This window comes from Variovorax sp. Root411, from assembly GCF_001425205.1.
GTDB lineage: Bacteria > Pseudomonadota > Gammaproteobacteria > Burkholderiales > Burkholderiaceae_C > Variovorax.
Window position 1 is genome coordinate 265723 of sequence record NZ_LMDW01000017.1, and the last position, 14525, is coordinate 280247.

Genomic DNA, 14525 nt, shown 5'->3' on the forward strand with positions numbered 1-14525 from the left:
CCATGACCGACTACTCAAAGCTCGACGCCTGGATCGACGCCCATTTCGATGAAGAAGTGCAGTTCCTGCAGCAACTGGTGCGCGTGCCCACCGACACGCCGCCCGGCAACAATGCGCCGCACGCCGAACGCACCGCCGAGCTGCTGAAGGACTTCGGCCTCGACGCCGAGAAACACGCCGTGCCCGCGCAGGACGTGAAGGAGTACGGCCTCGAATCGATCACCAACCTGATCGTGCGCCGCAAGTACGGCAACGAAGGCCGCACCGTCGCACTGAATGCCCACGGCGACGTGGTGCCGCCCGGCGAAGGCTGGACGCACGACCCGTACGGCGGCGAGATCGCCGACGGCAGCCTCTACGGCCGCGCCGCCGCAGTCAGCAAGAGCGACTTCGCGAGCTTCACCTTCGCGCTGCGCGCGCTCGAGGCGGTGGCAAAACCGGCCAAGGGCAGCGTCGAGCTGCACTTCACGTACGACGAAGAATTCGGCGGCATCCTCGGCCCGGGCTGGCTGCTCAAGAACGGCCTGACCAAGCCCGACCTGATGATCGCGGCCGGTTTCAGCTACGAAGTGGTCACCGCGCACAACGGCTGCCTGCAGATGGAAGTGACGGTGCACGGCAAGATGGCCCACGCCGCCATTCCGACCACCGGCGTCGATGCGCTGCAGGGCGCCGCGAAGATCCTCAACGCGCTCTATGCGCAGAACACGCTCTACCAGCAGGTGACGTCGAAGGTCGAGGGCATCACGCACCCGTACCTCAACGTCGGCCGCATCGAGGGCGGCACCAACACCAACGTGGTTCCGGGCAAGGTCGTGTTCAAGCTCGACCGCCGCATGATCCCCGAAGAGAACCCGGTCGAGGTCGAGGCCACGATCCGCAAGGTGATCGCCGATGCCGCGGCAGAAAGCGCAGGCATCACGGTGGACATCAAGCGCCTGCTGCTCGCCAATTCGATGCGGCCGCTGGCCGGCAACAAGCCGCTGGTCGATGCCATCCAGAAGCACGGCGGCGAGCTGTTCGGCGAACCGATCAAAGCCATGGGCACGCCGCTGTACACGGACGTTCGCCTCTATGTCGAAGCCGGCATTCCGGGGGTGATCTACGGCGCCGGCCCGCGCACCGTGCTCGAGTCGCATGCCAAGCGCAGCGACGAGCGCGTGGTGCTCGAAGACCTGCGCCGCGCCACCAAGGTGATCGCGCGCACGCTCAGCGACCTGCTGGCCTGATCCGGCTCAGGCGCCCTTGGCGAGCGCCGAGAGCGCCGGCAGTGCCGCCCGCGAAGCCGCCCATGCCATCAGCTCGGGCAGCGGCGCGGGCCGCGCCAAGTGGTAGCCCTGCACCAGCTTGCAGCCCAGCGCGCGCAGTGCATCGAGCTCTTCCTGCGTTTCGACGCCTTCAGCCACGACCTGGATGTTCAGCGAACGGCCGAGCTGGACGATGGCATCCACCAGCACCGCGTTGCCCGGCGAGGACGACAGGCCGAGGATGAAGCTGCGGTCGATCTTCACCTGCCGCACGTGCTCGCTGCGCAGCGACGCCAGCGACGAATAGCCCACGCCGAAATCGTCGACCACGATCGCCACGCCCGCGGCCGACAGCGTGCTGAGCCGGCCGCGCGTGGCATGGGTGTCGAGCGCCACCTCTTCGGTGATCTCGATCTGCAGCCGGCGCGGCGCGATGCCGCGCTCCTTCAGCATGCCCAGCACGATGTCGTCGACCGCGAGCTGCGCCATTTCGCGTGGAGAGACGTTGATGGCGACCGGCGCGGCGGCCAGGCTGGAGCCTGCGGCCTCGAGCTGGCGCATGGCCAGGCAGGCCTCGTCGACCAGGTGCCGCAGCAGCGGCTCGGCCACGCCGGTGCTCGCAGCCGCGTAGATCACTTCCTCGGGAGCGATCTGGCCGTGGCGTGGATGGTTCCAGCGCATCAGCGCCTCGAGGCTGTGGACCTCGCAGCCTTCGCTGGTCATGATCGGCTGGAACCACACGCCGATGTCGCGCGCCTCGATGGCGCGGAGCAGGTCGCGCTCCACGTCCCGCCGCGTGGCCAGCCGCTGGTTGAGCGCCTTGTCGAAGACCTGGCAGCGGTTGCGCCCGATGCGCTTGGCCTCGTTGAGCGCCTCGTCGGCGAAGCTGATCATGTCGGCGATCTCGGCCTCGCCCGACACCGAGATGCCGATGCTCACGCCCAGGTGGCCGCCGTAGTGCGCCGTGGCGAAGGAGACCGAACGGATCAGCCCCTGCGCGATGGCCGTGGGCGTCTGCCGCTCGTCCCGCAGGCTGTAGAGCAGCGCGAACTCGTCGCCGCCCCAGCGCCCGAGGATGGCCTGCATGTCTGCGGTTTCCCGCTGCAGCCAGCGGGCCACGTCCTGCAGCACGCGGTCGCCGGCCTTGTGGCCGAAGGCGTCGTTCACTGCCTTGAAGCCGTCGAGGTCCAGCAGCAGCAGGCCATGCCGGCGGCCATCGGTCGTGGCGATGCGCAGCGTCGCGGCCTCGGTGAAGCCTTCACGGTTGAGCAGGCCGGTGAGCGAATCGTGCGAGGCGCGGAAGGCCAGTTGCTGCGTTGCATCCAGCGAGAGCGCATGCGCCAGCCGCAGCTGGGCGGCCATGGCGGTGGCCTCGTTGCTGATGCGGCTTCCTTCGCGGAAAGCCTTGTCGCTGTGCAGCGCGCCGCGCGCCAGCGCCCCGAGGTACAGCAGCACCAGCGCCGCCAGGCACAGGTTGTCGAAGCCGCCCGCATACACCAGGCAGCCTGCCACCGACAGCAGCGCCGGCGTGATGAAGCCGATAGGCACGAGCGCATAGGCGATGCCATAGGTGACCGCCCCCGCGCAGATGCCGCACACCACCGTCAGGTAAAACACCGCCTGCGGCGAGGAGTAGCCGTCGCACAGCAGCGGAATGAGCGCCCACACACAGCCCGACACCGCGGCCAGGGCGGCCGTCAACCGCAGGTGCCATTCGACCGGGCGGGCGCTCGGCGACGTGGCGACGCTGCTGTCGGGCATGGTGCCGGGCAACGGCGCGAACGGCCAGCGGCAGATGAAGCGGCGCAGTCCGTTCACCATGAGAGACAGCAGCAGCCAGCACAGCCCTTCGAATGCGCGGCCGGCGTTGACGGCGATCAGCGCCGCCGCGCAGCTCAGCACCACGTTGATCGGAATGGCCCGCAGCACGCTGCGGCGTATCGCCACGAGCTGATCGGTGCGTACCGTGCGCGACAGCACCTCGCCGTCGACGGATGCGGTGAGCATGGGGGGAGGCGCGCTGGGGGTCATGGAAGGCCCACAGTTTATAGAGCGCAAGCCATTCCATGCCTCGATTCGGGCGCAATAACAACGAACTTTCGTTTTCTTTATCGAGATGCCGGGCACCCCTTGCCGTGCGCACGGCTACTGCGGGCTGGCGTTACTTCGCCGCGTTCGAGGCGCGCACCTCGGGCATCGCCGACGAGTGGTGATGCGCGATCAGCCACTGGCCGTTCACCAATTCGTACACGTAGGTGTAGCGCGCCTGCACCGTGCCGCCGTCCTTGAAGCGGAAGGTGTAGGTGCCGACGTCCTGCGCCACGTTGCAGCCGATCTTGATGATGCGCTGGTCGATTTTTCCTTGCGGCTCGCCCTTGAGGAACTTGACGAAGTAGTCGCGGATCTCGGCCGGGTTGGTGCGCGGCTGGTTCGACACGGTCGGCAGCAGCACGCCATCGGCGGCGTAGTTGGCGACCACCTTGTCGGGGTCCAGCGTGCGCAGCGAGTCGTTCCAGCGGTCGAACAAGGCGCTGACCTGCGCAGCATCCACCGGCGTGCAGACGGCCGTACCCGATCCCTGGGCCAGCACACCGGTGGCGAGAGTGAGAGAGAGGACGCCGAGGGCGGCGCTGGCGACGAGGCTTTTCTTCACGGAGATGATTCCTTATTGTGAAAGTTGTTGAAGCACCGGTTTCGACCGGCGCTGCACCGCATTCGCGAGGCAGGAATCAAGTCTCCGGCGTGCACATGAACACGGCCCGTGCCGGGCCATGAACGCCGGTTGAAGCGCAGATGAACAACGGATGAACGGGCGGAAAGAGCACGGGCGCGCGGCGGGCTCAAGCCTCCTGCGCGTCGAGCCGGTAGCCGAAGCCGCGCACGGTCTTGAGCAGCGCGAGCGGATGGCCCTCGTCGATCTTGGCTCGCAGCCGGCGCACGTACACGTCGACCACGTTGGTCAGCGGGTCCTCGTTGGTGCCCCACACGTTCGAGAGGATGCGCTCGCGGCTGTACACACGCCCGGGTGCGCTCATCAGCAGTTCCAGGAAGGCCAGCTCCTTCGCGGTCAGCGCAATCGGCTGGCCGGCCCGCGTGACCTGCATGCGCTCGCGATCGAGCACGAGGTCGGCCACCTGCAGGCTGCTCGCCTTCACGCGCTGCTCGCGTCCGCGCCGCAGCAGCGCCTCGATGCGCGCGAGCAGTTCCTCGAAGGCGAAGGGCTTGGTGAGATAGTCGTCCGCGCCCAGCCGCAGGCCGTTGACTTTGTCCTCCAGCGAGCTCATGGCCGTGAGCATCAGCACGGGCACATGGCGGCCCTCTGCGCGCATCGTCTGGCAGAGCTCCAGGCCGCTGAGGCCGGGCAGCATCAGGTCGAGGACGAGCAGCGCGGGCTCGCCGCTGCGCGCCAGCGCCAGGCCCTCGGTGCCGGTGCGGGCCAGCTGCACGCCATAGCCTTCGGCACGCAGGCCGCGCTGCAGGAAATCGGCCACGCGCGGATCGTCTTCGACCACGAGGATGTTGTTCATGCGGCCTCCGGCGCCATGGGGAGATCGATGCCGTCGAAACGCGGCAGCCGGATGCGGACCGTCGTGCCCATGAACGGCTCGCTCTCGATGTCGATGCGGCCTTCGTGCGCGGAAACGATCACCTGCGCGATCGACAGGCCGATGCCCGTGCCATCGACGCGGTGCGCCCGTGCGCGCTGGCCGCGCGTGAAGCGCTGGAACACCGTGGGCAGCTCGTCGGCGTCGATGCCGATGCCCTGGTCGCGCACGGCGATTTCCACGCATCCGTCGAGCTCGCACCAGCCGATGCGAACCGCGCCGCCCGGGCGCGAATAGCGCACCGCGTTGTCCAGCACGATCATCAGGGCCTGGCGCAGCCGATCGGCATCGGCGTGCACATGGACGAGCGCGGGCTGCGCGCCGTGCGGCGCATCGAGGCCCACCTCCACGCCATGAAGCGCGCCCAGCGCCTCCGCCTGCTCGGCCGCATCGCCGACCAGCAGGCCCAGGTCCACCCGGTCCTGCCGGATGACGAGCTGGTCGGCCTCGGCGCGCGCAATCAGCATCAGGTCGTCGATCACCCGCGCGAGCTGCTCCACGCCGCCGACGATGCGCGACAGCGTCAGCTTGTATTCGGCCAGCGGCTTGTCGGCGCCGCGCAGTGCGATCTCGGCCTCGCCGCGAATGGCGGTGGCCGGCGTGCGCAGTTCGTGGCTCAAGTCGGCGAACAGCTGGCGGCGGCGCTGGTCGATGTTCTGCAGCGTGACGTGGGCGGACTGCAGCTCGGCCGTGCGCGCATCCACCGCCGCTTCGAGCTTGTGCCGCGCGGCTTCGGCATCGCTTCGGCGCTGCTGCAGCTCGGCGGCCATGGCATTGAAATGCTCCGCCACCTGGCCGAACTCGTCCCTCGACCCGACCTCCAGGCGGTGGTCCATGCGGCCGGCCTGCAGGGCCTGCGTGCCGGCCAGCAGGCCGGCGATGGGCGCCTGCAGCCGCCGGTTCAGGCGAATGGCGATCAGCACCGCGGCCACCAGGGTCAGCACTGCGAGGCCGATGGCCTGCAGGCGCAGCACTTCGACGGCGCGTTCCGTGGCCTTGCGTGCCACCGGGACCGCCTCGCGCTGGCGCGCGATCGCACCGTTGACGAGTTCGCGCAGGTCGCGCCCGCGCGTCACGTCGAACACCTGGTTGAGCTGCTGCCACACCGATGAAAACTCCGCTCCCTGCTCCAACGGCTCCAGCCGCAACAGGCGGGCCTGGACTTCGGCGATGTTGGCGTCGAGGAGGTCGATGCTGGCCGCCAGATGGGCCACATCCTCGGGCACCTGCGTGCCGCGCGCCGAGGAAGATCGGGTCCACCAGTCCAGGTCGCGCTGCGTCAGGTCGCGCAGGCTGGCCGCGCTGGTCCGCATGCCGGCCAGCCAGCGGTCACGTGCCTCGATCGGCGCATCGCCATTCATCAGCCGCTGCGAGGCCCAGACCCGCAGCCGCTGCTTGTTGGTGGACAGCTCCAGCAGATCGGACAGGATGTCGCTCGCAAGCCGGCTGTGCTGCTTGGCGAAAGTAACGCGCTCGGAACCCAGGTAGATGAAGCCGGCCTGGATGCATACCAGCGCGACGAGCGTTGCGAAGGCCAGCGAGAGCCGCGTGCGGAATTTGATGGAAGGCATCGATCAGTGTGGCGCGCTGGCGAACACCTGTTTTGAAGGGTTCGAAGAATAGCCCATGCCACTCGACGGGTCGGCATCAATCACCTACGGTGATGCTCGGTTGACCCGAGCATCGATGTTTGCGATGCTGCCAGCGTGATCAACGAACTCAAGACTTTCATTGCGGTGTGCAAGCTCGGCACCTTCGCGGCGGCCGGCGATCGAATCGGCCTGACTCAATCGGCGGTGAGCAGCCAGATGAAGCGACTCGAAGAAACCCTGGGGTTCGAGCTCTTCGACAGAACAGGCCGATCGGCCACCTTGAATGTCGCAGGCCAGACGACCTTGCCGCGGGCAGAAGAAATCTGCGCGCTGTTCGCCAAGCTCGGGGAGCTTCCTCACGACAACGCCACCCACGGGCTTCTTCGCGTGGGCTCGATAGCCTCGGCGCAGCCCACGCTGCTGGCGCGTGCGCTTGAACAACTGCGCAAATCCTTTCCTCTAGTGCGTGTCCATGTGTCGCCTGGCGTCTCGATGCGCCTGATGGACGACCTGGACGCAGGAAAGATCGATGCCGCAGTGATGATCCGTCCTCCATTCGGCATGCCTCCCGACTTGACGTGGCAGCCACTGGTGCACGAGCCTTTTGTTCTGGTGGTGCCCAAGGCCCTGCCGGCAACGAAAAATTGGCGCATGCTGATCCAGGAACAGCCATTCCTGCGCTATGACAGGGCTTCGTTCGGAGGGCGGATGGTCGAAGGGTTTCTGCGCCGGGAAGGTCTGGCGGTCAACGATGCGATCGAGGTCGACGAGATCCCCGGATTGATCCACCTGGCCTCCAGGGGCCTGGGCGTGGCGCTCGTGCCACTGGTCGAGGCGCATCTGCCTTTGCCTGCGGAGGTGCGCATCGTCTCCTTGGGCGCGGTCACTTTCCGCCGCGAGATCGGCCTGCTCCAGCGAAAGCCCCGGGCCAGTCCGCCCATGGTTGCGCACTTCGCCCAATGCCTGCGCGATGCGGCTGAAGCGAAGCCGAACACATCGCCTGCGCGAAATGCCGGCCGCGCAAGGGCATCGATCCCGCGCCGTACCTGAAACCGGGGAGCGCCGGTCGATCGCTTCGCATGCGGGCCGGACTCGGCACCGCTGGTTCTGCCGACTTTCCGCGCACCATCGGCAGTCAACGGGACTCGTAAGACTCCATCGGCTTGTCCGTGGGGTCGGCCCAGGCAGCCTTCGTCATGGCGTTTGCCGGCAGCCCCACCCTGGCGTTGTGAGGCGGAATCGGCTGCATGAACCACCTGTCGTAGATTCGTGCGACTTCGCCGCTCCTGGCCAATGCCACGACGCTGTCGTCGACCAGTTTCTTGAATGCAGGATCTCCCTTGCGGAACATGATCGCGAGCGGCTCGACGCTGAGAACCTGGTCCAGGAGCCTGTATTTTTCGGGCTCCTTGCTCTTCGAGATCAACGTCGCGAGGATCTGCCCGTCGGCGAAAAATCCTTCGGCGCGGCCCGCCTCGAGGAGCAGGAATCCTTCGCTGTTGTCCTTGGCGAGCACCTCGTCGATACCGTTCGCGCCCTCACGCTTGAGTTTTCTCAGCGCCGGCACGGACGTGCTTCCCGTTGTGGCCGCCACGGTCTTGCCGGCCAGCTGCGCGGGGCGCGTGATGCCCGACGTGGCCTTGACCGCGATGCGAACGCCTTCGACATAGAGCGTCGGTGCAAAGGCAACGTCCTTCTGCCGCGCCGCGTTGTTGGTCGTCGTGCCGCATTCGATATCCACCGTACCGTTTTGAACGAGGGGAATCCGGTTCTGTGGCGTCACGAGTTGGTACTTCACGTCGATCCTGTCGAGTTGAACTGCCTTTCTGATGTCGGCAATGATCCGCTCGCAGATCTCCACGTGAAAGCCGGTGTACTTGTTGGGCCCCAGAGTGAACGACATGGCACCCGACGCATCGCGGACTCCCATGGAGATGGAGCCTGACTCTTTGACCTTCTTCAGGGTGTCAGTCTGCGCCGCCGCAGACCCACAGACGACGGCAAGCGCCGCCACGAAGGCAAGGCTCTTCTTGCTGCTCTTGGTCTTGGTCATGCTGCTCTTTCAGCGTGCGAAGAGCGAGCTCAAGTCGGCGAACGACTTCATCTCGATCGCATTGCCGGAGGGGTCCAGAAAGAACATCGTCGCTTGTTCGCCGGGCTCGCCCTTGAACCGGATGTAGGGTTCGATGACGAACTTTGTCTGGCGAGCCACGAGCTTGTCGGCCATGGCCTGCCATTGATCCATGGGAACGATCGCGCCGAAGTGGCGCACGGGTACGTCGTGACCATCGACCGAACTGCTCTGACGGTGGCCGCATTCGTCGGGTGCCAGGTGCGCCACGATCTGGTGGCCGTAGAAATCGAAGTCGACCCATTCAGGCGCACTGCGGCCTTCGGGGCATCCAAGCAAGTCGCCGTAGAACGCGCGCGCCTCGGCGATGTCGCGCACCGGAAACGCAAGATGAAACGGGATGCGGGTGGCTGTGTTGCTCATGGGACTTTCCATCAGGAGTGGGGATGGACGCGACTCTAAGCAGCACTTCTCACAATGGAAAACGATATATTTTCCATCTGAGCCACACGAATTTCGATAAATCGATCCGGGAGGTCAGGCTGCGGATCGCGCCAGGTTCTGCTGGGCGCCAGCCAGTCCTTCGATAACAGCGCGCGCCACACGCATCAGGGAATCTACGGATATATGATTTCCCGAATGGCCTTGATTGCGTGCAGTTTTTGTATACAAATAACGCATCCGAAGAACCGGCGCGAAATTTGCGTCAAAACGGGCTCCCCAACCCCACTTAACTCGCACGAGGAAAGACCATGAGCACAGTCGTCAGCCAGGCCCCCGCGGGGGCAAGCGAAGCCGGCATTGCGCCGCACGCGGAATCGAACGCCGTCATCAAGCCCGGCTACCACCCGCGCCTGACCAACGAAGACCTGGCGCCGCTGAAGAAGCAGACCTGGGGCCAATACAACATCTTTGCCTTCTGGATGTCCGACGTGCACAGCGTGGGCGGCTACATCACGGCCGGCAGCCTGTTCGCGCTGGGGCTGTCGAGCTGGCAGGTGCTGGTGTCGCTGCTGGTCGGCATCGTGATCGTGCAGTTCTTCTGCAATCTGGTGGCCAAGCCCAGCCAGGTGACGGGCGTGCCCTACCCCGTGGTGTGCCGCGCGCCCTTCGGCGTGCTGGGCGCGAACATCCCGGCCATCATCCGCGGGCTGATCGCCGTGGCCTGGTACGGCGTGCAGACGTACCTCGCGTCGGCCGCGTTCATGGTGCTGGCGCTGCACATGGCGCCGGGCCTGGCGCCGTATGCCGATGTCGCGCAACACGGCTTCGTCGGCCTGTCGGCCCTCGGCTGGGTCGCGTTCATGGTCATGTGGGTGCTGCAGGCCTTCGTGTTCTGGCACGGCATGGACGCCATCCGCAAGTTCATCGACTGGGCCGGCCCGGCGGTGTACGTGGTCATGGCCGTGCTGTGCGGCTGGCTGGTGTGGAAGGCCGGCTGGAGCAAGATCGACCTGAACCTGGGCGGCATCAAGTTCCAGGGCTGGGACGCACTGCCCGTCATGCTCTCGGCCATTGCGCTGGTGGTGAGCTACTTCAGCGGCCCGATGCTCAACTTCGGCGACTTCTCGCGCTACGGCAAGAGCTTCGACGCGGTGAAGAAGGGCAACTTCTGGGGCCTGCCGATCAACTTCATCTTCTTCTCGCTGCTGACCGTCATCACCACCGCCGCCACGCTGCCCGTCTTTGGGGAACTGATCACCGATCCGGTGCACACCGTGGGCAAGATCGACAGCACCACCGCCGTCGTGCTGGGCGCGCTGACCTTCATGATCGCGACCATCGGCATCAACATCGTCGCCAACTTCGTCTCGCCGGCCTTCGACTTCTCGAACGTGGCGCCGCAGCACATCAGCTGGCGCACGGGCGGCATGATCGCCGCGGTGGGCTCGGTGTTTCTCACGCCGTGGAACCTGTACAACAGCCCCGAGGTCATCCACTACACGCTCGATGTGCTGGGTTCGTTCATCGGGCCGCTGTTCGGCATCCTGATTGCCGACTACTACATCGTGCGCAAGCAGCGCATCGACGTGGACGCGCTCTACAGCATGAGCCCGAAGGGCGAGTACTGGTACAGCGGCGGCTACAACCCGAAGGCGATCCAGGCGCTGGTGCCCTCCGCGCTGGTGCCGATTCTTTGCGTGATGGTGCCGGCGTTGCGCGGCGGCGCGAACTATGCGTGGTTCATCGGCATGGGCCTGGGCTTCGTGCTCTATGCCGTGCTGAACCGCAACAACAAGACTTGAATGGAAGAGAAAGGGAGCGCCGTGCGCATCAAGATCATCAACCCCAACACCACCTGGAGCATGACCGAGAAGATCGGCGCCTGCGCCCGCGCGGTGGCGCATGCCGGCACCGAGATCGTGGCCGTGAGCCCGGCCACGGGGCCGGTCTCCATCGAGAGCCACTACGACGAGGCGCTGGCCGTGCCGGGCCTGCTGCAGGAGATCGCGGCGGGCGAACGCGAGGGCAACATCGACGGCTACGTGATCGCCTGCTTCGGCGACCCGGGCCTGAAGGCCGCGCGCGAACTCGCGCGCGGACCGGTGGTGGGAATTGCCGAAGCCGCGATGCACCTGGCCAGCATGGTGGGCAGCCGTTTCAGCGTGGTAACGACGCTGGGCCGCACCATGGGCCAGGCCTGGCACCTGGCCGAGATCTACGGCATGGAGCGCTTCTGCGCCAACGTGCGCGCGTGCGAACTGCCGGTGCTCGAACTCGAAGAGCCCGGCTCGCGTGCGCGGGAACGCATCATCGGCGAATGCCGGCGCGCGCTCGAGGAAGACGGCTCCGACTGCATCGTGCTCGGCTGCGCCGGCATGACCGACCTGTGCGCGCACATCGAGCAGGTGCTCTGCGTGCCGGTGATCGACGGCGTGGCCGCGGGCACCAAGCTCATTGAGTCGCTCGTCGCCCTGAAGCTGCGCACCAGCAAGCGCGGGGAGCTGGCAAAGCCCCTGCCCAAGCCCATCGTTGGCTTGCTCGAAGGCTTCACCCGCTCGTCGTAGTCTCTTTCAGGAGGGCTTTCCGAGCGCCTTCAGCACCGCGGATGCGGAGAGAATTTCCTCGCCATCCACACTGATTTGCCCGTTGGTGAAAACGAGCGTGGAGGTTGCTCGCGCAACCCGCGCCGTCGCCATCAGAAACTGGTGTTCCCTGGCCGCGCTCATGAAGCGCGTATCCATCTGGACCGTGACGCACGGGATTCTTCCAATGGATTCCCAGGCGACCGAACTCATTGCGTGATCGATCAAGCTCATGAGCAGTCCACCGTGCACAACGCCGGCTGGATTCAGGTGCTCGTGGCCCGCAATGATTCCGTAGCTCCAATCTGCCCCTTCCTTGCGCGTCCACAGGGGTCCGATGAGCCCTGCAAAACCCGGCAGTGTGCGAGGTTTCCAACCCTGGTCTTGCAACTCGTCGGGACTCACCGCGTTGACTGGCTTCGTCGATGACTGTGTCATGAAATTCAGCGCGATGTCGCCAGCAACTTGGAAAGGGCTTGCGCTTCGCTCTGCAACTCTTTTGCCAGGACTTGGCTCTGGGGGCTGCTGAGGCGGTCGGCCACACCGGTGGCGACCAGCGAGTGCGTCATGCGTCCGCTCATGTCGAAGACCGGAACGGCAATGACAACGATCCCGTTGATGTAGGTATTCCGGTCGATGCTGAAGCCCTTTCGGCGAACGGCCTGGACTTCCGAGCGCCATGTCTCGATGTCTGGCGGCTGATCCCAACGAAGCGCCTTGAAGCGTCGTTCAAGCTCCTTCTCGCTCACCTCTGAAAACGCCGCGACCAAACGCCCGGTTGCGCTGATGAGCGCTGGAAATCGGCTCCCTACATCCACATGGAGGCTGAAGGGCGCCTGGGAGCGCGCCAAGGCGAGAACCACCATGTGTTCGAGGCCGGTGACCTCCACGCCGATGGTCGTGAGTCCCCATGTGTTCGCGATCCGATCGAGGATGGGTTGCGCGAGTTGTGGAAAAGGGCTGCGTTCGATCACGCTGCGCGCGAGCGCAAGCATGCCGACGCTGAGGCTGTAGTGCTTGGCCCCCGCCTCGACCTTGACGAGGCCTTCGTCAACCAGCACGCGAAGGATGTGCAGGCAGGTGCTGGTGACCATGTCGAGCTCGTTCGCGATGGACTTGAGGGGCATCGCCGTCGGGCTGTGGCCCAGCAGCCGAAGGATGGCGATGGCTCGCGAAACCGCGGGCACCGGCCTCACTCGCGGGCCCGTGGCCTTGGTCGGGCCGTCAGTGGAAGTTTTCATGGTGGTCTGGAGTGTCTACAGCCCGAGCATACGGCGCGTCTCCGAGCAGTTGCCGATCGCGCAATCTGCTTTTTTTTGAAATTGTACATAGACAATTGATAGACGCATTTGACAATTTCATGGAATGCCAGCAAAGTGCGTCTCACGGAAACGAGAGACACACCCATGACAAAGTTGACCGAATACACCTCCTACGCGGATGCGCAGATGCACTGCTCATCGGAGAAGCTGTGGGAGCTCTTCGATGGCACTCGCGAGCGAATGAACATCGCCCACGAGTGCATCGACCGGCATGCGGGCGAAGACCGCACGGCCATCGTGCTCGTGCGTGCAACGGGACAAGACGAGCTCATCTCGTTCGACGAGCTCTCCCGCGACTCAGCGCGATTTGCCCATAGCCTTGTCGAGCAGGGCATCCATGCAGGCGATCGCGTGGCAGTGATGCTCGAGCCTTCGCGAGAGTTCTATGTCGCGATGTTCGGCGCAATGAAGATGGGGGCCATCGCCGTGCCCCTGTTCACCCTCTTCGGCCCGGACGGCATCCGGTTGCGCATCCAGGACTGCAAGCCGCGCATGCTGGTGACGAACGAGGAAAAGGCCGAACTGGTGCCGGCTTCCCGCGACTTGAAGCTGGTCGTGGCCGACCAGGGCTTTCTCGCGAGCCTGGCGCACTTCCCGTCGCAGTTCGAGTGCCGCACGGAGGGCGACGACCTGGCGATCTTCCAGTACACGTCCGGCACGACGCGCGAACTTCCCGACGCCGTCAAGCACACCCATCGATCCATCGTGACCTTGATGCTGGCGGCCTTGTACGGCACGGGCGTGCGTCCCGGCGATCGCTTCATCTGCCCCTCGTCGCCTGCCTGGGGGCATGGTCTGTGGCATGGAACGCTGGCTCCGCTTTCGCTGGGCATCACCATCGGCGCTTACTCCGGCAAGTTCAATGGCGAGCGTTTGCTTCAGGCACTGGAGGCACATCGGTTCACGAACATCTCCGCCGCGGCCACGCACTACCGGATGATGCGCAACTCGGGCGCCGCTGCAAACCATCGCTACTCCCTCGAGAAGGTGTCGTTTACGGGCGAACCCATCGACAGCGAAACCGCCGCTTTCGTGGAGGAGACTTTCGGACAGCCTGCCTGCAGCATGTATGGCACTACCGAGATCGGTGTTTGCCTGGTGAACTATCCAGGCGCGGCCGATTTCAAGGTCAAGTCAGGCTCGCTCGGCAAGCCGGTTCCGGGTCTTCGCGTCCAGGTGCAGGATGTCGAGGGAAAGCCGTGCGCTCCCAACGTACCAGGCGAACTCAAGCTCTGGCGCAGCGGAAGCTGGCTTGCAACCAAGGACCTCGGCAAGGTCGATGAAGACGGCCACTTCTGGCACGGAGGGCGCGCCGACGACGTGATCATCTCCGCGGGCTGGACGATAGGCGCGGTCGAGGTCGAGGACGCCATCCTGAAGCATCCCGATGTGCGGGAAGCCGCCGCAATCGGCGCACCCGATGTGCTCAGGGGCCAGGTCGTCAAAGCATTTGTCGTGTCGCCGCGCGCGGGGAGTCAGGCGTTCGTCGAGGAGATCCAGGACCTGGTTCGCACTCGACTGGCTCAACACGAATATCCGCGCCAGGTGGTGTTCGTCGAAGAACTCCCCAAGACCCCCGCCGGAAAGATCCATCGCAGGAAGTTGCGTGAGCAGGAAGCCTCTCACGCCGCCGCTGCCTGACCCCTCCCCCCCCAATCCACC

General features: G+C 65.4%; 14 protein-coding genes. 6 read left to right on the top strand and 8 right to left on the bottom strand.

From position 1 onward, the window contains the following. Window positions 1-2 precede the first annotated feature (2 nt). The gene (locus tag ASC92_RS21710; RefSeq protein WP_056519784.1) at window positions 3-1229 is read left to right on the top strand and encodes a M20 family metallopeptidase; all 1227 of its coding nucleotides are present in this window, start codon (window positions 3-5) and stop codon (window positions 1227-1229) included. 6 nt (window positions 1230-1235) lie between these two features. Here the strand turns inward: ASC92_RS21710 and ASC92_RS21715 are convergent, their stop codons facing one another. The 4 genes from ASC92_RS21715 to ASC92_RS21730 form a co-directional block, all read right to left on the bottom strand. After that, window positions 1236-3254 carry a putative bifunctional diguanylate cyclase/phosphodiesterase gene (locus ASC92_RS21715; protein ID WP_235505939.1) on the bottom strand — a complete coding sequence of 673 codons (2019 nt, stop codon included), beginning with the start codon at window positions 3252-3254 and terminating at the stop codon, window positions 1236-1238. A gap of 154 nt (window positions 3255-3408) precedes the next feature. Continuing rightward, window positions 3409-3837 carry an SgcJ/EcaC family oxidoreductase gene (locus ASC92_RS21720; RefSeq protein ID WP_235505944.1) on the bottom strand — a complete coding sequence of 143 codons (429 nt, stop codon included), beginning with the start codon at window positions 3835-3837 and terminating at the stop codon, window positions 3409-3411. A gap of 250 nt (window positions 3838-4087) precedes the next feature. Next, window positions 4088-4774 (bottom strand): response regulator transcription factor, encoded by a 687-nt coding sequence (locus ASC92_RS21725; protein WP_056519794.1) that lies wholly within the window; start codon window positions 4772-4774, stop codon window positions 4088-4090. Beyond that, window positions 4771-6423 carry a sensor histidine kinase gene (locus tag ASC92_RS21730; protein WP_056519796.1) on the bottom strand — a complete coding sequence of 551 codons (1653 nt, stop codon included), beginning with the start codon at window positions 6421-6423 and terminating at the stop codon, window positions 4771-4773. Before ASC92_RS21730 ends, ASC92_RS21725 begins: the two co-directional genes overlap by 4 nt. 135 nt (window positions 6424-6558) lie before the next feature. Here ASC92_RS21730 and ASC92_RS21735 point away from each other — a divergent pair, with 135 nt between their 5' ends. Beyond that, window positions 6559-7494, top strand: a complete 936-nt coding sequence (locus tag ASC92_RS21735; protein WP_056519800.1) for a LysR family transcriptional regulator — start codon at window positions 6559-6561, stop codon at window positions 7492-7494. 85 nt (window positions 7495-7579) lie between these two features. Here ASC92_RS21735 and ASC92_RS21740 read toward each other — a convergent pair whose 3' ends face one another. Beyond that, a complete protein-coding gene (locus ASC92_RS21740; RefSeq protein WP_056519803.1) occupies window positions 7580-8497 on the bottom strand; it encodes an amino acid ABC transporter substrate-binding protein in 918 nt (305 codons plus the stop codon). A gap of 9 nt (window positions 8498-8506) precedes the next feature. Then, complete coding sequence (locus ASC92_RS21745) at window positions 8507-8893, bottom strand: VOC family protein (protein ID WP_413315623.1); 387 nt, start codon at window positions 8891-8893, stop codon at window positions 8507-8509. 374 nt (window positions 8894-9267) lie between these two features. Here ASC92_RS21745 and ASC92_RS21750 point away from each other — a divergent pair, with 374 nt between their 5' ends. After that, window positions 9268-10761 (top strand): NCS1 family nucleobase:cation symporter-1, encoded by a 1494-nt coding sequence (locus tag ASC92_RS21750; RefSeq protein ID WP_056519806.1) that lies wholly within the window; start codon window positions 9268-9270, stop codon window positions 10759-10761. A 21-nt stretch (window positions 10762-10782) separates the two neighbouring features. Continuing rightward, entirely contained in the window at window positions 10783-11523 is a 741-nt protein-coding gene (locus ASC92_RS21755; RefSeq protein ID WP_056519938.1) for an aspartate/glutamate racemase family protein, read from the top strand. 6 nt (window positions 11524-11529) lie between these two features. Here the strand turns inward: ASC92_RS21755 and ASC92_RS21760 are convergent, their stop codons facing one another. Together ASC92_RS21760 and ASC92_RS21765 are read right to left on the bottom strand one after the other, a co-directional pair. After that, window positions 11530-11979, bottom strand: coding sequence for a PaaI family thioesterase (locus ASC92_RS21760; protein WP_056519809.1), 450 nt, complete (start codon window positions 11977-11979; stop codon window positions 11530-11532). A 5-nt stretch (window positions 11980-11984) separates the two neighbouring features. After that, the gene (locus ASC92_RS21765; RefSeq protein ID WP_235505940.1) at window positions 11985-12737 is read right to left on the bottom strand and encodes an IclR family transcriptional regulator; all 753 of its coding nucleotides are present in this window, start codon (window positions 12735-12737) and stop codon (window positions 11985-11987) included. On the opposite strand from ASC92_RS21765, the gene ASC92_RS29405 reads away from it, so the two are divergent. Then, window positions 12634-12861, top strand: coding sequence for a hypothetical protein (locus ASC92_RS29405; protein WP_235505945.1), 228 nt, complete (start codon window positions 12634-12636; stop codon window positions 12859-12861). The genes ASC92_RS21765 and ASC92_RS29405 overlap by 104 nt on opposite strands. An 86-nt stretch (window positions 12862-12947) precedes the next feature. Next, complete coding sequence (locus tag ASC92_RS21770; protein WP_056519816.1) at window positions 12948-14504, top strand: acyl-CoA synthetase; 1557 nt, start codon at window positions 12948-12950, stop codon at window positions 14502-14504. The last annotated feature ends 21 nt before the right edge of the window (window positions 14505-14525 follow it).